Consider the following 21,371-nt stretch of genomic DNA (forward strand, 5'->3'; position numbering starts at 1 on the left):
CCGTCACTGCCCCTTCGACGCGTAGAACGCCTCGACCCCGTCCTTCGACGGCGCCCACCACGACTCGTTCTCGCGATACCAGCGGATCGTCGCCTCGAGTCCCTCGCGGAAGACCGGGAACTGCGGGCGCCAGCCGAGCTCCGTGCGCAGGCGCGACGAATCGATCGCGTACCGCAGGTCGTGGCCGGGGCGGTCGGTGACGAGGTCGTACGCGTCGCGCGGCTCGCCCATCAGCTCGAGGATCATCTCGACGACGTCGCGGTTGTTCTCCTCGCCGTCGGCGCCGATCAGGTACGTCTCGCCGATCTCGCCCTTCTCGAGCACGGTCAGCACGGCCGACGAGTGGTCGTCGGCGTGGATCCAGTCGCGCACGTTCTCGCCCGTGCCGTACAGCTTGGGGCGGATCCCGCGGATGACGTTCGTGATCTGCCGCGGGATGAACTTCTCGACGTGCTGGAACGGGCCGTAGTTGTTCGAGCAGTTCGAGATCGTCGCCCGCACTCCGAACGAGCGCACCCACGCGCGCACGAGCAGGTCGCTCGCCGCCTTCGTCGACGAGTACGGCGACGACGGGTTGTAGGGGGTCGTCTCGGTGAACCGCTCCGGATCGTCGAGCGCGAGATCGCCGTACACCTCGTCGGTCGAGATGTGGTGCAGCCGCATGTCGTGGCGGCGGGCCGCCTCGAGCAGCGTGTACGTGCCGATGACGTTCGTGTCGAGGAACGGGCGCGGATCGTCCAGCGAATTGTCGTTGTGCGACTCGGCCGCGTAGTGCACGACCGCATCGTGGTCGGCGAACAGCTCGTCCACGAGCGCGGCGTTCGCGACGTCACCGACGACCAGCTCGAAGCGATCCTCGGGAAGCCCCGCGAGCGAGTCCTTGTTGCCCGCGTACGTGAGCTTGTCGAGCACGGTCACCACGTGATCCGTGTTCTCGATCACGTGGTGCACGAAGTTGGATCCGATGAAACCGGCCCCGCCGGTCACGAGCAGGCGCGCCATCAGCGGCCCCTTTCCAGAAGGTCGAGCAGGTAACGGCCGTAGCCGGACTTCACGAGGCCCTCGGCGCGCGAGCGCAGACCGTCGTCGTCGATGAAGCCGCGCCGCCACGCGATCTCCTCGGGCGCGCCGATCTTCTGGCCCGTGCGGTGCTCCATCGTGCGCACGAAGTCGCCGGCACCGATCATGTCGTCGAACGTGCCCGTATCGAGCCACGCCGTGCCGCGGGGCAGCACGTCGACGCTGAGAGATCCGAGTTCGAGGTAGGCGCGGTTGACGTCGGTGATCTCGTACTCGCCACGCGCCGACGGCGCGAGACCGCGGGCGATCTCGATGACGTCGTTGTCGTAGAAGTACAGCCCCGGAATCGCGAAGCTGCTCTTCGGGTGCTCGGGCTTCTCCTCGAGCGAGAGTGCGCGCCCGTCGCCATCGAACTCGACGACGCCGTACGCCGACGGATCCGCCACCCAGTACGCGAAGATCGCGCCACCCTGGACGTCGGTGAAGCGCTGCAGCTGCGTACCGAGCCCCGGGCCGTAGAGCAGGTTGTCACCGAGCACGAGCGCCACCGCGTCATCGCCGATGAAGTCGGCGCCGATCGTGAACGCCTGCGCGAGACCGTCGGGGGAGGGCTGCTGCGCGAACGAGATCGACACCCCGAACTGCGACCCGTCGCCCAGCAGGCGCTCGAAACCGGGCGCATCGTGCGGGGTGGTGATGACGAGGATGTCGCGGATTCCCGCGAGCATCAGCGTCGACAGGGGGTAGTAGATCATCGGCTTGTCGTACACCGGAACGAGCTGCTTCGACACCCCGAGGGTGATGGGGTGCAGGCGCGTTCCGCTGCCGCCCGCCAGAATGATGCCCTTCATGGGATCCATCGTGTCATGCGCGGCCGTCAGGCACCGGGAAGCTAGCCTTGCGGAGGCGACGACGGGGAGGACCGACCGGCATGACGAAATCGCGTGAGGCGACGTGGACCAGGCTGCGCTGGCCGCTGCTGTCGGTGCTCGTCACGATCGCGCTCGCCGCGGGCCGCCTCGCGATCACCCCGCGCTTCTACTTCGCCGACGACACCGAGCGCGGATCCTTCGGGCAGTGGTGGGCGCTCGGCGAGTACCTCGCGAACGGCACGCTGCCGATCCTGGATCCGTCCGCCTGGCAAGGCGGCAACTACTTCGCGGAAGGCCAGTGGGGGATCCTCAGCCCCGTCACGTGGCTCATCGGCCTGACCGCGTACGTCACGCCCGACGCCGTGCTGCACGTGTCCGCGTGGAAGATCGGGTTCCTCGCCGTGTTCGCCGCGGGGATGTACCTCATCGCGCGCGACTTCGGGGCGTCCCGTCCGTGGGCCGCGCTCGCCGGGGTGCTCGCCCCTGCCGCCGGGTTCACGGTCTTCATGGACGCCGCCTCGTGGTCCACCGGCCTCTTCGACGCGTGCCTGCTGCCGCTCGTGTGGTGGACGCTCAGGCGCGGCGTGGAAGCCGGCCGATCCCCGATCCCGTACCTCATCACGAGCTTCACCCTCATCACGTTCGGATACGTCTTCGGGGTCCTCGTGCTCGTCGTGCTGCTCGTCGAGACGCTCGTACGCGCGATCGTCGCGCGTGATCGGATCCGCATCGTGCGCGCGCTCGCCGCCAGCGCGTGGGGCGGGTTCTGGTCGATTGTCGTGTACCTCCCCGCGATCATGACGTCCTCCGTCACGGTCCGCGGCGACTCGCCCTACGAGAACACCGGCTTCCTCAACGCCGACGTCGCCGACCTGTTCTCGGTCGCGTCGCCGATGTCGACGGCGTCGATCCGCGCGTGGGACGGCATCGTCGATGGCCCGCTCGTCTACATCGCGTGGCTCGTGCCGCTGTTCCCCCTGTTCCTCCCGATCCCGCGCGAGGCCGTGCGCCGTCTCATCCCGGTCTGGGTCTACGGATCCGTGATGGCCGTGTTCGTGCTGGCGCCGAGTGATCTTGGGGCGATCCGCTGGCCGATCCGGATGATGCCGTACCTCGCGATCGCGGTCATCATCGTGCTCGCGGTCGCCGCGACGCGGGCCTACCCGGAGCGCATCACCCGGGGGCGTGCCTGGGCATCGGTCGCGGTCATCGCGGCGATGGCCTACATCAGCTGGGTCGGCGAGATGTGGTCGTGGAAGTCGATCTTCGCCGGCGCGCTGCTGCAGATCGTGGCACTGGTGGCGATCGTGCTGATCGCGCGCGGGCGCGACTACGCGTTCGTGGCCGGCCGCACGCCGCCGTGGGCGAAGAAGACCGCCGCCGTTGTGCTGTGCTCGATGCTCGTCACGATCGGGGTGGGCGCGGCGCAGATGCTGCAGTGGCGCGAGTCTCCGCTGCCGTCGGTCGGCGCCCCCACGAGCACTGACGAGCTCGAAGACGTGCTCTCGGACGCTCCGGGCGACGCCATCGTCGTCGGCAACTACATGAAGGGCGCGCTCGACCCCGACAGCTGGGACGAGCGCCTCATGGCGAACCTCTGGTACCTCAGTGACACGAACGTCTCGAGCGTGTACACCGTGCTGCCGTTCACGGCCTACGCCAGCGATCTGTGCGCCGACCTGCGCGGGCTGACGTGCGCCGATGCCCTCGGCACGCTGTGGAGCACCGACGAAGACACCGGGGTCGAGGTCGCTTCGCTGTTGAGTGTGTCGACGATCGTGGCGGCCAAGCACACGTATCCGTCTGAGCCTTCCTCGCCGGACGGATGGCAGCTCGCCGACGAGGGCGAGTGGAACTGGTTCTTCGAGCGCACCGAGCCGCTGCCGTCCGCGGGTGGCGTGACGTGGACGGGGGAGGGGACGTCCGTCTCCGTCTCGGGTGAGACGCAGACCACCGTGACCTTCTCCGTGGATGCCGTGGGGGCGGATCCGCGGGTCGTGCTCAGCCGCCTGCCGTTCCCGGGTTACTCCGTCGATGGCGCGGCGTTCGCGGATCCGGTGCGCGACTATCTCGTGACCGTCGACGTGTCCTCGGCGTCTGTGGGGGACGAGGTGACCGTGCGGTTCCTGCCGCCGCCGTTCCCGGTGCTCGCGGGATCCTTCGTGCTCGCGTGGGTCGTGGCGCTGGCGTGGCTCATCTCCCGCGCCGTCGTGCGGCGACGGGCGCGACGCTCGGCGTAAGACGCCATTGGCGTCGGGTCGCGGGGGCCGTCCCGGCTCACGTTGGGCGCTTCAGATGGATCCACTGGCATGTGACCTGGGGTTTCTTCCGTGGGGAGACATGCTGTAGCGCACTCACTCTCCCTGGTCTGCCGCTCGTTCTTCCCATCCCTACTTATTAATTCATCAATCAACGTAAATGTGTTGACAGTCGAAATAAATATGTTTAGAGTGACAAACGCCTCACCGCAAGGTTGACCGCCACCTACGTCTGGCGGCCTCAATGACTGACGGGGCTCAATGAAGAGACGCAACCGGAAAGGTGCATCCAGTGCGAGTTCGTGGAAGTGAAGCCTTCGTAGAATCCCTCCGACTCGAAGGAGTGTCCACTGTCTTCGGGATCAACGGCTCGGCCATCGTTGACCCGCTCGACCTATTCACGGCGGCGGGGATCGACTTCATTCAGGTGCGCAACGAGCAGAACGCCGGGGGAATGGCCGACGGCTACACACAGGCATCCGGAAAGATCACGGTCTGCATCGGTCAGAATGGCCCCGGTATCACCAACCTCGTGAGCGGTGTGGCGATGGCTTACGCCAACCACACTCCGATGATCGTGGTCACACCGTCCGTGACCACGATGCAGAGTGGCAGCCACATCGTGCAAGAGGTCGACCAGATGGCATTGCTGTCGGGAGTCACCGTTTTTCAGCATAAGGTCGCGCGGGCCGACCGCATCCCGTGGGCCATGCGTGCGGCGTTCCGCAGCGCGCTCATAAAGCGCGGACCCGCACAGGTCGACATCCCGCGCGACCTCTTCTACGACGAGCTCGACTGGGACGAACAGGCGCCCGCAAGCTACCGGCACTCCGGGCTCACCCAACCGGCGCAGTCCGACATCGACGCTGCGGTCGAGTTGCTTGCGACCGCACGGAGGCCCCTCATCGTGTGCGGACTCGGGGTCGCCCAGACAGAGGCATTCCCGCAGGTGGGACAGCTCGCCGACCTCGTCGACGCGGGAGTGACGACGATATACAACCACAACGACGCCTTCGACAACTCACACCCGCGCTACGTCGGACCGCTCGGCTATAGCGGATCGAAGTTCGCGATGGAGCACTCGTCGCACGCTGATGTTGTTCTCGCCCTGGGGACGCGGCTCAACCCCACGGGAACCTCGCCGCAATACGACGTCGACTTCTGGCCTGCCGACGCACGCCTCATCCTCAACGACGCCGACCCCTTGAACATCGGGGCCAACCACCCCATCGACGTCGGCCTCGTCGGCGACTGTGCGCTGACCGTCGACGCTCTCGTCAGCGCTCTGGAGTCGCGGGGCATCGCCCCCGATCGGGAAACAGCCACCGTGAGCGCGATCGCCGAGGGAAAGAATGCCTGGTGGCGAACCCTCAGCGATGAAGCGTCCGGGCCGGCCTCGGTGCTCTCGCCCAAGGCAGCGCTCTTGCGGCTCGCCGAGCTCACCCCGAACAATGCCATCGTCACAGCCGACGCAGGAAACGCGACAAGCTTCGTCACCACCTACTTCGAATTCACGCGCGGCCGCAGCCTCATGATGCCCGGCACCTTCGGCTCGATGGGAGGTGCGTTCGCAAACGCCATCGGAGCCAAGGTCGCCGCACCCGAACGACCCGTCATCGCTATCAGCGGGGACGGCGCGTGGGGAACGGGCCTTCAGGAGGTGCTCACCGCAGTCGCCGAAGACGCGCCCGTCATCTCTGTCGTGCTCAACAACGGTTCACTTGCAGCCGAGCGAGCCAATCAACTCGGATTCCTCGGGGGACGCTTCTACGCCTGCGACCTCGACAATCCCGATTTCGCGGCAATCGCCGAACTCATGGGCGCGACGGGCATAACCGTTCGCACTCTCGAGGAGCTTGAGATCGCGTACACGAACGCACTCGCCTCGAGCAAGCCCGTCGTGCTCGACGTGCATGTCGATGTCGAGGTCCTCGCCCCGCCGCGGCGCAAGGACGCCCTCCAGAGTCGTGAGCGTCTCCACCCGCGCTATGCCCGGGACGCGAAAGCACAGTCTGAGACGTCCTATGAATGACACCGACCTGAAGAGGCCCGTCCCACCTCGGCAGCGAGTCGACATCGGCCACCGTGGTTTCCGCACGCCTGTCGGGCGCAGTGTGCATGGCAAATGGGCGCGCGTCGCCTGGGCCGCCACGATCCTGTCCGTCATCATCGCCGTCGTCTACCCGATCTTCCGCGTCGTGCTCGCCGGCGTGACGCAGCCGTCGACCGGCATGTTCGACCTCTCGGGCATGCTCTCGGTTCTGAGCATGCCGTATACGTGGGAGGCCACCTACAACACGGTGGCAATCGGCATCGTCGCCACCGTCATCGCCCTTCTCTTCGCGGCCCCGATGGCGTGGGGGGTCGTGCGCACCACACTCTGGGGCCGCCGCCTCTTCATGCATTTGTCGTTCCTGAGCTTCCTCACGCCCGGAATGCTCATTGCTCTCGCCTATCTGATCCCGCTCGGGCCTCACATGCCCGTCTCACAATGGCTCACCGACCTCTTCGACTCACCCACGTCGCTCTATGGCTTCTGGGGGCTCGCCCTCATGACGGCCTGCCACGAGTTCCCGATCATCTTCATCAGCCTGGCGGTGTCCCTCTCGAGCATGAGCAGCGACCTCGAGGACGCCGGCTACGCACACGGCCTCTCGCCCTCTCGGGTCGTCTGGCGCATCACCGCACCACTCATGAAGCCGGCGCTCGTGTCAGCCAGCTTCCTTGGGTTCGTCGCCGGAATCAACATCTTCGGCGTGCAGGCGGTCATCGCGATTCCCGCGCGGATTCCGCTCCTCACGACCGCGATCTATCAGGATTTTGGATACCCCGTCGACTTCGTACACGCCGCGACCATGGCCATCGTCTTGCTCGTCATCTCGATCGCCCTCACCGCGGCCACCAACTGGTACGTCCGGCGCAGCAGCCACCCCCTGGTTGTCGGCAAGGCGGGAGGGCATACGAAGCTGCGGCTCGCCACAGGTGTCAACTTCGCTCTGACTGTGTGGAGCTCGATCGCCGTCCTGCTCATCCTGATAATCCCCGGCAGCACCCTTATCTTGGGCAGCCTCTCCAATACGGGCAGCTATGCGATCTCACTCGCCGACCTCGATTTCAGCGCCTATGTTGCGCTCTTCGAGCTTGGCCAGACCGTGCTCGCGATCGGCAACAGCGCCCTGTTTGCCCTCGTCACCACCGTTGTCGTCTTGTTGCTCGCCCTCGCCCTGGTGTACTTCGAACGCCACGGCTTTGTCTTCGGCAAGACCATGAACGCCATCTCGGACCTCGCGTTCGTGATCCCCGGAATCGTGCTCGCCTTCGGCCTCATCAGCGCCTACAGTGGCGGGCCGCTCGTGCTTTACAACACGGCAGCCATCGTCGTCATCGCCTATATCGGCCGCTTCTTGCCCTTCGGGCGCAGGAACGTTCACGGTTCCGTAGCCGAGATCGACCGTGATCTCGAACTGGCGGCGTACAGCCATAGTGTTCCCGGGGGCACGACGTTCGCGAAAGTCGTATTTCCCCTCACAAAACGGGCCGTGCTCGCGGCCGCGATCATCTGCTTCTTCTTCGCCTTCAACGAGCTGTCGGCGTCGATCCTGCTGATCACGAGCGACACGGTCGTGTCGGCCACCGTTCTCCTCAGCTACAAGGAAGAAGGCCTCATCGGGCAGATGTACGCACTGTCCTCGGTCCTGTTTGTTTTGAGCATCCTCGCCTACACGATCGTCATCAAACTGGCCGGCCGCCGAGCATTCGCAGACATCGATTAGGGATACACAATGTCGTCAGTATCGTTTGAGAACGTTAGTTTCAGCTACTCCGATGCCGTGGGTGCCGGTGGCCTCCACGACGTCACGCTACACCTCGGAGAAAGCGGTATCACCGCAATCCTCGGGGCAAGCGGTAGTGGTAAGACCACAATGTTGCGCCTCATCGCCGGCTTCATCCGCCCCTCACATGGCACCATCAAACTCGACGACCGCGTCGTAGCCGGTCCCCGGTATGTCCCACCGCAGAAGAGAAATCTGGCCGTCGTGTTCCAGAGCTACGCACTCTGGCCGCACCTCACTGTCGCGCAGAACGTCGCGTTGCCGCTCAAGGCCAAGAATCTCGGCAAGCGCGAACGTGAGACACGCATTCTCGAAACATTGGAGATCACGGGTCTTGGCGAGCTCGCCGATCGTCTCCCCGCTCAGCTGAGCGGCGGGCAGCAGCAACGGGTAGCCCTCGCACGGAGCATCGCGTTGCGCCCCGGACTCATCCTCTTTGACGAGCCCCTCAGCAACCTCGACGCGGCGCTGCGCGGGCGACTTCGCACCCAGCTTCAGGAGCTCCAGCGGAGCACCGGGATCGCGTTCGTCTACGTCACGCACGATCGCGACGAGGCGATGAGCCTCGCCGACCACCTCATCGTGCTCGAGAATGGTTCTCTGCTCTGTTCAGGCGAACCCCGTGCCCTCTATGCAGCGCCGCCGACGCGTTCGGCCGCCGAGATCCTCAGCCACTGGGCGGCGGAGCTGCCCGGGGTCGCCGTCGAAGGCGGCAAGGCCGCCGGCGTGCTGCTGGAGGGCACATCGCGAACGCTCACCCTCTCGCCGCGCCAGTGTCCGAAGCCGCTCGTCGTGGGTGAGCACGTCACAGTGCTTGTACGCAACCAGGGACTGCGGATCGCCGGCACCCCCGACGACCAGTCCCTGGAGGGAACAGTGGAGCGAGACGAGTTCGTCGACGGTGACGTCAAGTTGTGGGTCCGCCTTGAAAGCGGACACCTCGTGACCGTGATGGACGCGGGATCGACTTCGGGCCAGAAGGGCACCAAGGTCGCCGTCGCGATCGATGACGACCATGTCGTGGCATACCCGGGGGACGACACGACTTACACCCCCAACACAGCATCACTCGCCCGCGTCTGATCCGACATTCGCTTGAGTGTCGAATACAAACAGGAGGAACCAGCCATGAAATCACGAACTCGAGGCCGCAGCGGCGCGGCTGTGCTGAGCGCGACCGTAGCCTCCGTGGCACTGCTGTCGGGCTGCGCCGTCGGCGCGGCCGTGCCGCAAGACAAGGTCGACCAGACCGAAAGCGAGGGGCCGATCCCTACGGCGAGCTCCGAAAGTCTCGTCGACGCTGCCACGAAAGAGGGAACGGTCGTCTGGTACACGAATGAGCCTCGCGAGAATGCGGTTGCCATCGCCGACCTGTTCCAGGACACCTACCCAGGCATCGAAGTCGAGCTCTTGCGGCTGCCCGGCGAGAAGATCGCCGCCAAGCTCGAAGCCGAGTTCTCGGGGCCCGGTCTCGAGGCCGACGTTGCGTACGTGACGCCGAGCTTCACCATTCAGCGGCTCGCCGACAGGGGGGCTTTCGCGCCCTTCTATCCCGAGCATGCCGATGAAGTCGACTCCAACTACATGGACCCGGAGGGAAACTGGGTGAGCACAGGCTACGTGGCGTTGGTGGCCCTCGCCTACAACGCCGACATCGTCTCTGAGGCGGACGCGCCCGACTCGTGGGCCGACCTCGTCGACCCGAAGTGGGAGGGAAAGATCACCGCAGGTGATCCCGCCAGCTTGACAGTTGCGACCAGTGCCGCCGCTGCATGGCTCGAGAACTTCGGGGAAGAATACGTTCAAAAGCTCGGCGAGAATAAGCCCGTGCTGCTGTCGAGCTTCGGCGATACCGAAGCTGCGATCCTTTCCGGCTCGTCGCCGGTCGGAGTCGTCACCGACTTCCGCACCTACGCCGACATGGCTCAGGATCGCCCGATCGAACTCGTCTTGCCTAGTGAAGGCTCCGTGGCGATGGCCGGCGCCATGGGAATCAACGCCGAAGCAGAGCATCCCAATGCGGCACGCCTGTTCGAGAATTTCCTCTTCAGCGACGCGGTCATGGATCTCTACGCCGACAATTTCTCCTATCCGGTGCGGCCCGGGTTCGCGAGCGAAGGGATGCCTGAGCTCGACGACGTCAAGGTGCTCGAGGTCGACGGCGAGTCCCTCTCCGATCCGAGTAAGGTCGCCGATCTCCGGCGAACTCTTCGGACGCTCCTCGGGTAAAACTCAACACACGAGAAAGGTGGTGCGGTTCATGCGCGTTCTCAACAACGCTGGCATAACCGAGTGCTATGACGTCACGCTGCGCAGCTTCCGCTACGTCGACACGGGAATCGCCTCGGCCACGGTGGAGTGCTTCACGAACGACGCCGTGCTCGATCGCTACGGCGACGTGACGGTAGGCGGAGACGAGCTCCTCCAGCTCTTCACCGAACGTGAGAACGATGTGAGCCGTACCACCTGTCACGCTGTGGTCAACTTCAGCCCGGTCGAGGTCGCGCGCGACCAGTGCATCGAGGCGCATTACGCGCTCCTCGTGTTCGAAGCTCGGCCGGGCGAGCACTCGAGTCAGCTTGCCGGCGTGCGGTTGTGCTTCGACCGCTATGCACGGCGCGAGGGCCGCTGGCTTATCGAGCACCGACGGCAAGAGCATTTGGGACTTGCAGCCTCGATCGCTGCAGCGAAAGAGGCGAAGTGAGCGCATACAACGCCGTGCTCGCTGTCATCTTCGATCTCGAAGGCACTCTCCTCAACTCTGCGGAGATGATCCGCTCCGCCCTCGACGATGCCTGCCGGGGCACGGGAGAATCCCGGCCATGGAGCTTTCTCGACCTCCGCGACCCCATCACGACCGTGCGCCGGGCCCGCGGTGACATCGACGTGCTCCTCCACAGCATCCGAAACGCTGACCTGGAGCCGCTGCCCGGAGTCGTCGATGCCCTTCAATCGCTTCAGGTCGACTGCACGCTCGCGGTTGCCACGAATGCCCGACGTGAGGTCACCGAAGCGCTTCTCGAGCGTTCGGGCCTCGCGCCCTACTTCACCGCCATCGTCAGCGTTGACGACGTGAGGCTTGCGAAGTCGGACCCCGAGGCCATCCACCGCGCCTGCTCGTGGCTAGGAGTCGCCGCCAGCCAGGCGATCGTCGTCGGCGACTCGCTCGCCGATCTCGTCGCAGCCCGTGCTGCGGGTGCTCGGGGAGTGCACGCAGCATGGACTGGAGCTGCTTCGCTCGGCACCGAACTTGTCGCGTCGCACCCTCAAGACCTGCGTGATTTCGTGAGTCCCAGCGGTATGAGGGACGACGGCCGCCCCGCGGTGCGGATCAGCGCCGCTCGTTCCGGTTAGGCTGCGTTCGATGGCCGACGACAGACGCATACTCGCCGCACGTGACATAGCGCGAGCCCCCGTTCACCGCGTTGGCGAGATATTCAGCCTGATCCACCGCGGCGAGGCCCGCACCATCTCCGAGTTGTGCGACGCTACGGGGCTCGCGCGATCAACGGTGGGTACCCGCATCGCCCGGCTACTCGACCTGGGGCTCATCGCGGCGGCATCGGCATCGCCAGTCGGCAAAGGACGTGCGCCGTCGCTTTACACCTTCAATCCCGCGGCCGGCATCATTCTCGCCGCGCAGGTAGGCATCACGGCGTCGCGCGCTGCCCTCACCGATCTCGAGGGCGACATTATCGACAGCGTCATGGTCGATACCCGGGTCGACCTGGGCGCAGAGCCCGTCCTTGCCGCGCTCGGGAATGCGTTCGAGGCCCTGCTCGCCGGCAACGACACCCGAACGGGCCGACTTCACGGCATCGGGATCGGCCTGCCCAATGTCATCGAGCTCACTCGGTTGAACACCGAGAGCAGCGACGAGGAGCCCGGTGCAATGAGTGACTGGTCCGAACTCGTTTCCACGACCCTCACGAAGCGATTCTCGGCGCCGGCATTCGTCGACCAGGACGTGAATCTGCTCGCCCTCGCAGAGCAGAGGGTTCACTGGCCCGACTCTCGTGCCCTCATCTGTGTGAAGGCGGGAACCGTCCTCAGCGCCGGCGTGCTGATCCACGGCAGTGTCGTGAAGGGCCGAGAGGGCCTTACTGGTGAGATCGGACACACTACTGTGCAGTCCGGCGGCGGGCTCTGCAATTGCGGCAATCGCGGATGCCTCAATGTCGTCGCTGGGGGCAAGGCCCTGGCCGAGAACCTCCGCGCCGAGGGGCACGCGGCCGGGACGGCACGTGATGTGGCCCGGCTCGCCCAGCAGGGGCTCCCCGAAGCTATCGAACAGGTGCGCAACTCGGGTCGACGTATCGGCGAGGTGCTCGCAGGGGCGGTGAACCTGCTCAACCCCGACGTGATCACGGTATGGGGTTATCTTGCCGAGCCCGAGGAGCACCTCTTCGCCGGGCTGCGCGAATCGCTGTTCAGCCACGCGCTCCCCCGCGCCTCCGATGCCGTCAAGCTTGTGCCGGCTCGACTGGGGAACGATGCTGGGATCAAGGGGGCGAGCATGATCGTGGTCGAGCATTCGCTGTCTGAGCAAGCTGTCGAAGCACAAGTCGAGGCAGCCAATTCCTGATATGTGAGTGGTTTCGTCAAGTGGGCGTGGATGAGCGGACGCTCTCAGGTCGCTTTCCTGCACCGCACGAAGGGGCGAGACGGTGGTCCAGACCGTTCCCGCCCCTGTCCCGCGGCTACTGCAACTCGAGCAGTGCGAGGATTTCTGACTTTGCGGCCTCTACCTCGTCGACCGAGTAGTCCTGCCATCCGTCGGGCAGCGGAACGCTCGTCGGCACGGCGTCGACGCCGAGCGGTGAGGAGATGTCCGCGGCGAACGCCGTCTGGCCTTCGGCGGACGTGAGGAAATTGAGCAAGAGCTTCGCGGCATTCGGATGAGTCGAATCCGTCGAAGCGATCGTGTAGAAGGTGCTCCCGGTCGTCGGAGACATGTCCTGGAACTTCACAGGCGCTCCCTCTTGGGCGAGCATCTCCGTCAGCTGGAATGAGCCCGTCATTCCCAACGTCGCGGCGCCCGCACCGAGAGCCTGCGTCACGGACACCTGGCTGGCCTCGTACGTCGTCCCCATCGCAGCCACTTCCGTGAGGTACTCGTCGCCGTATTCCTCACGCAACACGTGCATGAGCGCTAAGTAGCCGGGAACGACTCCCGGGTCGCCATTTTGAATGACGCCTTCGAACCGCGGGTCCAACACGTCTTCCCATGTCGCGGGCGGATCCGAGAGGAGGTCGGTGTTGTAGACGATGCCGTAAGCCGCTCGGCCCAACGTGACGACGCCATCGTCGACGGCATCCTCTGGCCACTCAGCCATCGCGGGAATGTTCGAGAGGTCGGTGTCGATCCAACCTTCGTCGCGGGCGTCGTTGATGAATTGTTCGTCGGCGATCGTCACCACATCACCGGGGGCGGCACCTGCGTCGCGCTCCTGTGCGTATCGCGTGCCCAGCTGGCCGGCGGGGAGGCGGACGAAGTCGACCGTGATCCCGGGGTAGGCCTCTTCGAACGCGGCTGGTGCCTCGTTGGGAGCCGACGAATACCACGTGACCGATCCCTCTTCGAGTGCCGCCTCATAGAGCGCGTCGACCTCGCTGTTCGATGGTCCGGGCGCACTACTCGGAGCAGGGTCCTCGCCTGCACAGCCAGTGAGGACGACGGCTGATGCGAGCACAGCAGCGAGGGACACCTGCGTACGAGTTCGAATCATGATGACATTCCCTTCGATAGCGACGAGGACTTCTCGTCCTTCAATTCAGACAGAAGTGTGGTCCCGTAGTCTCCCGTTCGGAACGCACGCGAGTGCAGCAGCTCGCGCAGGAGCGGAAGATTCTGCTTCGGCCCATCGAGTACGAAGCTCGACAGGGCGAGTTCGGCTTTGTCGAGGGCTTCCTCGCGCGTCGAGCCCCACACGCAGACCTTGGCTAAGAGCGGATCATAGAAGTGGGAGACGACGTCGCCCTTCGCGTAACCGGAATCGACGCGGACATCGCCCTCAGGCTCAATCCATTCTGAGATGAGCCCGGGCCCGGGGCGGTAGGTGTCCGGGTCTTCGGCATACACACGGAACTCGAATGCGTGGCCGTTCGACGCCAACGCATCTGGCTCGAACCCCGGCGAATCTTCTCCCGCCGCGATCCTGATCTGCGCTTCGACGAGGTCGACTCCGAAGACCAGCTCGGTCACGGGATGCTCAACCTGCAGGCGAGTGTTCATCTCCAAGAAGAAGAACTCTCCCGAGACGCGATCAAGCAGGAATTCGACGGTGCCAGCGCCGCGATAGTCGATGTTGTCTGCGACCGTCGCCGCGGCCGCGAACATCTCGGCCCGGACGTTCGTAGGGAGACCGGGAGACGGACTCTCTTCGACAAGCTTCTGATGGCGCCGCTGAACGGAGCAGTCGCGCTCTCCGAGTACCAGAATGCGTCCATCGTTGAGACCGAGGACTTGAACCTCGATGTGGCGTGCGCGCTCCGTGAAGCGTTCCAGCAGGATGCTCGACTCGCCAAAGAGGGACCTGCTCCGATTGACCGCGGTCGTCCATGCCGCCTCGAACTCTGCGTCGTCGGTTGCGATACCCATGCCGATCCCGCCGCCGCCACCGCTCGGCTTGACCATGATCGGATAGCCGACCTGTGCCGTGTACCGAAGTGCGTCCATCACGTCCACCAGTGGCAACGTGACACCAGGCGCAATCGGGACGCCAGCGGCAGAGACCGTCGACTTCGCCTCCGATTTGTCACCCATCGCTGCGATCGCGTCCTGAGGCGGGCCGATCCAACCCAGGCCGGCATCGACAACGGCCTGCGCAAACGAGGAGCTCTCCGAGAGGAAGCCATAGCCGGGGTGGATGGCGTCGCTGCCAGAATCGTGCGCCGCGACGAGCACCCGATCCGCGTCGAGGTAGGACGACTGTGCGGGGGCGGGACCCAAACGCACCGCTGTGTCAGCCTCTCGAACATGCATGGCGTCGACGTCGGCATCCGAGTACACCGCTACCGACTCGATCCCGAGACGACGGCACGTTCGGATGATTCGACATGCAATTTCACCTCGATTGGCGATAAGGATTCGTTTGAACATCGCCGCGGCCTCCAGCCATGCTGTCGAAGGGTAGATCCGCCCAGAGAAATCCTGGACAGCTCTGTACAGGTGGGAAATCCTTGTCAGTCTCAATGAGCGCGCAGGCGCCGCGCAAGCCTAGGATGCCTTGAACGGCGATAGGAGAATCCAAACGTGCGCATCGACCAGCTTCGCTACGTCGCGGCAGTGATGTCTTCGCGCTCGATGCGCCAGGCAGCCCAAGCACTCGGAATTACCCAGCCCTCGCTGAGTCAGCAGATCCAGCGGCTCGAGGAGGACCTCGGCGTCGTCCTCTTCGTGCGTGGTTCCACCGGAGTGAGCCCGACGTCAGCCGCGACGTTTCTGGAACCACACATCCGCGCGATGCTCAGCGCCGAGCGTACGATGCGCCAGGCCGCGAGCTCGATCAGCGATGCACGCGTCGGTCACGTGTACATCGGCGCGGTGCCGACGGTGTGCCGCACGATCCTGCCGACCGCCGTGCACCAGTTTCGTCAGGAACACCCGAACATCGAGTTCGAGGTGACTGAGCTGGGGAGCCACCAGGTGTGGGAGGGCGTCACGAACGGGGATTTCGATCTCGGACTGATCTCGCGCGTTGCGTCGGACGCCCCGTTGAACGCCGTCACCACCGTCGATCTGATCGCGAGCCAAACGGTCATGTGCGTGCCGACAGACCATCCGCTGGCGCACGCACAGGTCATCACCCCCGAAGATCTCGTTGGTGAGCCCCTGATCGTGTTCCAGCGCGGCTTCCTGTTGCGACGCATCTTCGATGAGATGAACATCGACGGCAGGCTCACGGCGATCTTTCACACCGCGAGCATCGACACTGCGCGCGCGTTGGTGACGGCCGGCGTCGGGCTTGCTGTCCTTCCCGAGATCGGGATTCCGGAGGACGATGTCGCGAGCGGTAAGTATCGCGTCGTTCCGCTCGAAGCCACGTTGTCAGCGACGATCACCGCCGCGATTCGCCGCGTCGACGAGTATCCATCTCCGCCGGCGTTGGGGCTCCTGAACATCCTCAGAACACTCGCCGTTTCGCGCCGCGGCGTCAGCTGGTGACGCGTCGCCGGCGTGCCCGTCGACGGGGGCGCCTGTACGTGGTGTCGCGCATCGAAGGTGATAGGTGTACCTTATCGCCCCGCTCGGTGTGGCGCTCTTCCGTGCGACGCTGCAACCTCGCATACTCGATCCTGTCGACTTGAATCGGGCGCCCTGTTGAGACGGGCGCCGCGAGGATCGAGATGCGGGATTGGCGAGACCTGCCCGCCAGAATGCGAATCTTGCACGTCGTAGTGAAAGGGATAGCCATGAGCGCAGACCGAGGTCAGTCGGATGCCGATGCGCCCGATTCAGCAACGCACGCGACCCGCGAAGCCATGTCACCTGCATCGCCGTGGCAGAGCGAAATCGATGAGCTGCATGAGCGCAGGGAGATGGCGTACGCGCTCGGTGGCGAAGAACGTGTCGTTTCACACAACGAGCGTGGCAACCTGACGGTGCGCCAGCGAATCGAGTATCTCCTGGATCAGGGCACGTTCGAAGAAGTCGGCGTGCTGACGGGGGCTGCGGCGTACGGCGAGGACGGTCGCGTCTCGACGGTGACTCCGGCCAATTCGGTCATCGGCACGGGCCGCATCGGCGGATGCCGCACCATGGTGGCCGGCGATGATTTCACGGTTCGCGGGGGATCGTCGGAAGCGTCGATACCGGATAAGTGGATCTTCGCGGAGACGTACGCGACGGAGCACCGCGTGCCGCTGGTCCGCCTGGTGGATGCCGCGGGCGGAAGCATAAAACTCCTCGAGAAGGCGCAGTCGACGAAACTTGGTGGATACCCCGCGTGGAAGACGTCGGAGCTTCTCGGCACCGTGCCCGTCGTCGGTGTCGCGCTCGGACCGTGCGCTGGGCTCGGAGCGATGAAGGTGTGCCTTTCTCATTTCTCGGTCATGGTGCAAGGATCCAGTCAGGTCTTCAGCGGTGGTCCGCTCGTTGTTGCGCCGGGAGTCGGGCAGGCGGTCGATAAGGAGTCGTTGGGGGGCTTCCGCGTGCACTCGCGCGGTTCCGGGGTCGTCGACAACGACGCTGCGACGGAGGAAGAAGCACTTGATCAGGTAAAGACCTTCCTTTCGTACATGCCGTCGAGCGTCTTCGAACTTCCTCCAGTCGAGTCGGAACCCGAGCCGGGCGACGCGCGCGACGAGGCGCTCCGCTCGATCATCCCGCGGGACCGCCGGAAGCCGTATCAGGCGCGGAGCGTGCTCGAGCGGGTGCTCGATCCCGGGTCCGTCTTCGAGATCGGCAAGTACTGGGGGAGGCCGATGATCACCGCACTCGGTCGCCTCGGTGGCCGACCGGTCGGGATCCTCCAGAGCGACCCGTTCCATGTCGGCGGTGCGTTGACCGCAGACGCCGCCGAGAAAGCGACCCGGTTCGTCGATCTCTGCGATACGTTCCACCTCCCGATCGTGTCGCTCGTCGACCAGCCGGGGCTCTATGTCGGCAAACAGGCCGAAGAGCAAGGCACGGCGCGAGAGGCACTCCGTCTGATGCTCGCGATCGAGCAGAGTTCGGTCCCCTGGTGTGTCGTCGTGCTTCGCCGAGCGTTCGGCCTGGGCGGCGGAATACTCTCCCCGACAAAGCGAGCAAGCACGCGTGTTGCATGGCCCTCTGCACACTGGGGCTCGATTCCGATCGAGGGCGGGGTGGACGCCGCGCATCGGCGTGAGATCGCCGCGCACCACGATCCCGATGCACGTCGCGCCGAACTCACCGAGCATTACCGCCAGTTCGAATCGCCTTTCCGAACCGCGGAGCGATTCGGGATCAACGACATCATCGATCCCGCGGACACCCCCGGCGTGCTGCGGAACTGGTGCGATGAAGCGTATCGGCTTCTGCCCGAGCTGATCGGTCCCCGCGCCCATACTTTCCGCGTCTGAGCGCACGTTCCTGATGTATCTGAATGGAGTAGCAGCATGATTGAAGTTCGGTCTGAAATGGTGGCCAGCGTCTGGAAGATCACGGCCAGCATCGGGGAGGCGGTGCAGCCAGATTCGGTTGTCGTCGTACTCGAATCGATGAAGATGGAGATCCCGGTGCTCGCCGGTGCCGCCGGAACCATCGACGCACTCCACGTCAGCGAGGGAGATTCCGTCGACGAGGACGGATTGATCGCGACGATCCGCCCCTAGTGACCTGACACTTTCCGTGCCGCGCGAGACCTCGCGACGTGCGTGCGCCGGTGCCGTCCAGCGAGCAAGATTCAACGATGAAACTTGGGAACCATGAACGAATCACCTTCACACCTCGCAGAATCCGCAGCGCCGCAGAGCATCAGTATCCGAGGCATATCCAAGAGCTTTCAACGTGAGGACGGGACATCAGTCGCGGCTGTTGACGATGTGTCGATCAACGTCGATCCCGGCGAGTTTCTCGTTCTGCTCGGGCCCAGTGGATGCGGCAAGACCACTCTGTTGCGCATGATCGCAGGTCTGGAGAAGCCCGATCGCGGGCATATCTCCCTCAACGGCTCGCCGGTCTTCGACAGCGAACGTCACGTCGATCTTCCGCCGGAACGACGTCCCGCAAGCATGGTGTTTCAGTCATACGCTCTGTGGCCGCACATGACAGTATTCGACAACGTCGCCTATCCGCTCCGCAGCCAACGCGTGGCGAGGGACCGGGTCCAGAAGCGGGTGACTGACGTCCTGGAGATCGTTGGTATCGGACACCTGCATGCGCAGTTCCCGAACCAGCTGTCGGGCGGTCAGCAGCAGCGAGTATCACTGGCGCGCGCGATCGTCGCATCTCAGGACGTGATTCTTTTCGATGAGCCCTTGTCGAACATCGATGCGAAGGTGCGAGAGAAGCTTCGCCTCGAGATCATCCGCATGCAGCGTGAGCTCGGGTTCACGGCACTGTATGTGACCCACGATCAGGACGAAGCAATGACGCTGGGGACGCGAATCGCCGTCCTCGACGAGGGCGTAGTGGCGCAGATCGACACGCCTCGTGCGGTGTACGAGCGCCCGGCATCCGCCTACGTGGCCGCGTTTGTGGGAACGGTCGACGAGTTCAAGGGCTCCGTGATCGAGCGTTCACCAGGCCATGTGCGTGTACGCACGACGGGGCAGCAAGAGTGGGACATCGCCATCCATGACAACGCGATGGAGAGCGTCGTCGTGATGGCGCGGCCCGAACGCTGGACGCTCGCCGAAGGCTCGAACCCGGGACGCAACCGGCTGACCGGCATCGTCGTGTCGTCGATGTATCTGGCCGGTTCACGGATGCAATACCTCGTTCGCACTGCGGAGGGAATCATCCGCGTGTGGGCATCGCACGGCGCGGAGATTTCGCAGGGTGCTGAGGTCACGATCTCGCAGACGCCTGCAGACCTGCTCGCGTTCGGGCGGGAATCATGAACGCCGCGACAGGTTCCTCGGCGAATGGCCGGGGGAGGAAGACCAGCGCGTTCGTCATCGTCGGATGGGCCATGGGCGTCGTGATCGCCGCGCTCATCGTGGTGCCGCTCGTCGTGACGATCTTTCGTCTCTTCTTCCTGGAAGGCGGATTCAACGCGGCAGCCTTCGTGCGAATCTGGGAGAAGCCGTGGCTGGGGAAGGTCCTGATCGACACGGCGATTCTGATCTCGCTGAGCACAGCCGGCGCGGTCACCGTCGCCACATTCTTCGCCTGGGTCACCGAACGTACGAATGCACGAATGGGCTGGCTCTCCGACAGCCTGCCCGTGCTGCCGCTCTTCGTGCCACCGATGGCAAGCGCGGTCGGATGGGTCATGCTCGCGACTCCGGGCCCGGGAATTCTCAATGTCGTGATCCGCGATGCCATGAGCGCCGTCGGCATCACCCCTCCGGTCGAGGGGCCGCTCGACATCTACACCTGGCCGGGCATGGTGTTCCTCTACGTTGTCACGCTCGTGCCCTTCTGTTACCTGCCGATCTCGGCGGCCCTGCGCAATGCGAATCCGGCTCTCGAAGAGGCATCGCGCGTGAACGGAAGCGGTGTCGTGCGCACCTATCTGCGGGTGACGCTTCCCGCGATCCGTCCGTCGATGTTGAGCGGGGTGCTCCTCGCATTGGCGGCCGGATTCGCCGTGTACTCGATTCCGGTCCTCATGGGCAACCAAGCAGGAATCGATGTGCTGACCGTGCGCATCGTTCAGCTCACGACGGCCGAGTACCCGCCGGATCTGTCTGGCGCACTCGTTCTCGGCCTCGTCGTCGTCGCCGTCATCGGGTCAGCGTGGCTTCTCGAGCGCCGCACCAGCCGACGCGCGCGCCACGCGACCATCGAAGGCAAGTTCTCCGGCGGCAACAAGCTGGTTCTCGGCGTGTGGAAGTGGCCCGCGCGCCTCATCATGCTCATCTACATGGCTCTGATGGTGATGCTGCCAATCCTGGCGCTCGTCGTGGTTTCCTTCCAGAGCTACTGGTCTGGAGCCATCACGGCCGAGAACTTCACGCTGAGCAATTGGCAGAAGATCTTCGAGCCCGGGTCGACCACACAGGAATCGCTCGCGAACAGTCTCACGCTCGGTGTTCTTACGGCGACCATCGGCGTCCTCGCCTGTGCGGTGATCGCGTTCGTGACGCAGCGCGCACGCCGCACATTCATCGGAAGATTCATCGACGGGTCGATGAAAGTGCCTGCGGCGATCTCTCACGTCGTTATCGCCGTGGCGCTCCTCGCCGCACTCGCCGCCCCTCCGGTCGGCCTGCAGGGAACGGTGTTGTTGATCCTGATCGCATACCTCATCATCTTCATGCCGCAGGCGAGCATCAGCGCAAACGACGCGTTGTCCCAAGTCGGACCGGTCCTGTCGGAGGCGAGTTACATGTCGAGGGCCGGAACGTGGCGAACGTTCCGCAAGATCGTGGGGCCGTTGATGAGGCCCGGACTCATCGCCGGATGGATTCTCGTGTTCGTGCTGTCGGCGGGTGAACTCACCGCCTCCGTCATGCTCGGCAGTCCACGCTCTCCCGTTGTCGGATTCGTGATGATGGATCTGAAAGACGGAGGGACATACGGCCAGTTGGCCGCGATGGGCGCGTTGGTGAGCATCGTGACGTCGACTCTGGGCATCAGCATCCTCCTCCTCGGCCGCCGTCGCCGTCGCCGGCAGCGATCTGCACTCGCTCACGGGATGAAGAAGCCGACCACGCGGACGATCGCGATATCCCGAGTGCCCAAAGCATCGCGGCTCACGCGCTCGCAGATGAAGTGAGCGCGAGCGCAGCTGTCACCATCAGGCACGCGCCTG

The 21,371-nt window shown here is 64.7% G+C and carries 17 protein-coding genes; 13 read left to right on the forward strand and 4 right to left on the reverse strand.

From position 1 onward, the window contains the following. Positions 1-3: 3 nt before the first annotated feature. On the reverse strand, positions 4-1,002 hold the full coding sequence (rfbB, locus tag IEW87_RS04915; RefSeq protein ID WP_188711162.1) for a dTDP-glucose 4,6-dehydratase: 999 nt from the start codon (positions 1,000-1,002) through the stop codon (positions 4-6). Then, the gene (gene rfbA, locus IEW87_RS04920) at positions 1,002-1,871 is read right to left on the reverse strand and encodes a glucose-1-phosphate thymidylyltransferase RfbA (protein WP_188711163.1); all 870 of its coding nucleotides are present in this window, start codon (positions 1,869-1,871) and stop codon (positions 1,002-1,004) included. Before rfbA ends, rfbB begins: the two co-directional genes overlap by 1 nt. 80 nt (positions 1,872-1,951) lie before the next feature. On the opposite strand from rfbA, the gene IEW87_RS04925 reads away from it, so the two are divergent. The 8 genes from IEW87_RS04925 (at position 1,952) to IEW87_RS04960 (ending at position 12,568) form a co-directional block, all read left to right on the forward strand. After that, entirely contained in the window at positions 1,952-4,132 is a 2,181-nt protein-coding gene (locus IEW87_RS04925) for a glycosyltransferase family protein (RefSeq protein WP_188711164.1), read from the forward strand. Between the two features lie 310 nt (positions 4,133-4,442). Continuing rightward, on the forward strand, positions 4,443-6,182 hold the full coding sequence (locus IEW87_RS04930; RefSeq protein ID WP_188711165.1) for a thiamine pyrophosphate-dependent enzyme: 1,740 nt from the start codon (positions 4,443-4,445) through the stop codon (positions 6,180-6,182). After that, on the forward strand, positions 6,175-7,923 hold the full coding sequence (locus IEW87_RS04935) for an ABC transporter permease (protein WP_188711166.1): 1,749 nt from the start codon (positions 6,175-6,177) through the stop codon (positions 7,921-7,923). Before IEW87_RS04930 ends, IEW87_RS04935 begins: the two co-directional genes overlap by 8 nt. A gap of 9 nt (positions 7,924-7,932) precedes the next feature. Then, the gene (locus IEW87_RS04940; RefSeq protein ID WP_188711167.1) at positions 7,933-9,066 is read left to right on the forward strand and encodes an ABC transporter ATP-binding protein; all 1,134 of its coding nucleotides are present in this window, start codon (positions 7,933-7,935) and stop codon (positions 9,064-9,066) included. Positions 9,067-9,147: 81 nt separating this feature from the next. Then, positions 9,148-10,212 (forward strand): ABC transporter substrate-binding protein, encoded by a 1,065-nt coding sequence (locus IEW87_RS04945; protein ID WP_188711168.1) that lies wholly within the window; start codon positions 9,148-9,150, stop codon positions 10,210-10,212. A gap of 31 nt (positions 10,213-10,243) precedes the next feature. Beyond that, positions 10,244-10,687, forward strand: coding sequence for a nuclear transport factor 2 family protein (locus IEW87_RS04950; protein WP_188711169.1), 444 nt, complete (start codon positions 10,244-10,246; stop codon positions 10,685-10,687). Next, a complete protein-coding gene (locus IEW87_RS04955; RefSeq protein WP_188711170.1) occupies positions 10,684-11,337 on the forward strand; it encodes an HAD family hydrolase in 654 nt (217 codons plus the stop codon). The genes IEW87_RS04950 and IEW87_RS04955 overlap by 4 nt, the downstream gene beginning before the upstream one ends. A 10-nt stretch (positions 11,338-11,347) precedes the next feature. Beyond that, positions 11,348-12,568: an ROK family transcriptional regulator gene (locus IEW87_RS04960; RefSeq protein ID WP_188711171.1), complete on the forward strand. Its 1,221-nt coding sequence runs from the start codon at positions 11,348-11,350 to the stop codon at positions 12,566-12,568. Positions 12,569-12,683: 115 nt separating this feature from the next. Here the strand turns inward: IEW87_RS04960 and IEW87_RS04965 are convergent, their stop codons facing one another. Both IEW87_RS04965 and IEW87_RS04970 read right to left on the reverse strand, forming a co-directional pair. Further along, the gene (locus tag IEW87_RS04965) at positions 12,684-13,712 is read right to left on the reverse strand and encodes an ABC transporter substrate-binding protein (RefSeq protein ID WP_188711172.1); all 1,029 of its coding nucleotides are present in this window, start codon (positions 13,710-13,712) and stop codon (positions 12,684-12,686) included. Further along, on the reverse strand, positions 13,709-15,085 hold the full coding sequence (locus tag IEW87_RS04970) for an acetyl-CoA carboxylase biotin carboxylase subunit (RefSeq protein WP_188711173.1): 1,377 nt from the start codon (positions 15,083-15,085) through the stop codon (positions 13,709-13,711). Before IEW87_RS04970 ends, IEW87_RS04965 begins: the two co-directional genes overlap by 4 nt. Before the next feature lie 153 nt (positions 15,086-15,238). Here IEW87_RS04970 and IEW87_RS04975 point away from each other — a divergent pair, with 153 nt between their 5' ends. The 5 genes from IEW87_RS04975 (at position 15,239) to IEW87_RS04995 (ending at position 21,335) form a co-directional block, all read left to right on the forward strand. After that, positions 15,239-16,150, forward strand: coding sequence for a LysR family transcriptional regulator (locus tag IEW87_RS04975; protein WP_188711174.1), 912 nt, complete (start codon positions 15,239-15,241; stop codon positions 16,148-16,150). 248 nt (positions 16,151-16,398) lie between these two features. Beyond that, positions 16,399-18,030 (forward strand): acyl-CoA carboxylase subunit beta, encoded by a 1,632-nt coding sequence (locus tag IEW87_RS04980; RefSeq protein ID WP_229730964.1) that lies wholly within the window; start codon positions 16,399-16,401, stop codon positions 18,028-18,030. Positions 18,031-18,066: 36 nt separating this feature from the next. Continuing rightward, on the forward strand, positions 18,067-18,282 hold the full coding sequence (locus IEW87_RS04985) for a biotin/lipoyl-binding carrier protein (RefSeq protein WP_188711175.1): 216 nt from the start codon (positions 18,067-18,069) through the stop codon (positions 18,280-18,282). Between the two features lie 93 nt (positions 18,283-18,375). Then, positions 18,376-19,512, forward strand: a complete 1,137-nt coding sequence (locus IEW87_RS04990) for an ABC transporter ATP-binding protein (RefSeq protein WP_229731173.1) — start codon at positions 18,376-18,378, stop codon at positions 19,510-19,512. Next, positions 19,509-21,335 (forward strand): ABC transporter permease, encoded by a 1,827-nt coding sequence (locus tag IEW87_RS04995; RefSeq protein WP_188711177.1) that lies wholly within the window; start codon positions 19,509-19,511, stop codon positions 21,333-21,335. Before IEW87_RS04990 ends, IEW87_RS04995 begins: the two co-directional genes overlap by 4 nt. The last annotated feature ends 36 nt before the right edge of the window (positions 21,336-21,371 follow it).

The organism is Microbacterium faecale (assembly GCF_014640975.1).
Taxonomy (GTDB): domain Bacteria; phylum Actinomycetota; class Actinomycetes; order Actinomycetales; family Microbacteriaceae; genus Microbacterium; species Microbacterium faecale.

Bases quoted from the DNA above. Each gene is read 5' to 3' on its own strand.
- rfbB (WP_188711162.1), bottom strand. From the start codon at position 1,002: ATGGCGCGCCTGCTCGTGACCGGCGGGGCCGGTTTCATCGGATCCAAC.
- rfbA (WP_188711163.1), bottom strand. From the start codon at position 1,871: ATGAAGGGCATCATTCTGGCGGGCGGCAGCGGAACGCGCCTGCACCCC.
- IEW87_RS04925 (WP_188711164.1), top strand. From the start codon at position 1,952: ATGACGAAATCGCGTGAGGCGACGTGGACCAGGCTGCGCTGGCCGCTG.
- IEW87_RS04935 (WP_188711166.1), top strand. From the start codon at position 6,175: ATGAATGACACCGACCTGAAGAGGCCCGTCCCACCTCGGCAGCGAGTC.
- IEW87_RS04940 (WP_188711167.1), top strand. From the start codon at position 7,933: ATGTCGTCAGTATCGTTTGAGAACGTTAGTTTCAGCTACTCCGATGCC.
- IEW87_RS04950 (WP_188711169.1), top strand. From the start codon at position 10,244: ATGCGCGTTCTCAACAACGCTGGCATAACCGAGTGCTATGACGTCACG.
- IEW87_RS04960 (WP_188711171.1), top strand. From the start codon at position 11,348: ATGGCCGACGACAGACGCATACTCGCCGCACGTGACATAGCGCGAGCC.
- IEW87_RS04965 (WP_188711172.1), bottom strand. From the start codon at position 13,712: ATGATTCGAACTCGTACGCAGGTGTCCCTCGCTGCTGTGCTCGCATCA.
- IEW87_RS04970 (WP_188711173.1), bottom strand. From the start codon at position 15,085: ATGTTCAAACGAATCCTTATCGCCAATCGAGGTGAAATTGCATGTCGA.
- IEW87_RS04980 (WP_229730964.1), top strand. From the start codon at position 16,399: ATGAGCGCAGACCGAGGTCAGTCGGATGCCGATGCGCCCGATTCAGCA.
- IEW87_RS04985 (WP_188711175.1), top strand. From the start codon at position 18,067: ATGATTGAAGTTCGGTCTGAAATGGTGGCCAGCGTCTGGAAGATCACG.
- IEW87_RS04990 (WP_229731173.1), top strand. From the start codon at position 18,376: ATGAACGAATCACCTTCACACCTCGCAGAATCCGCAGCGCCGCAGAGC.
- IEW87_RS04995 (WP_188711177.1), top strand. From the start codon at position 19,509: ATGAACGCCGCGACAGGTTCCTCGGCGAATGGCCGGGGGAGGAAGACC.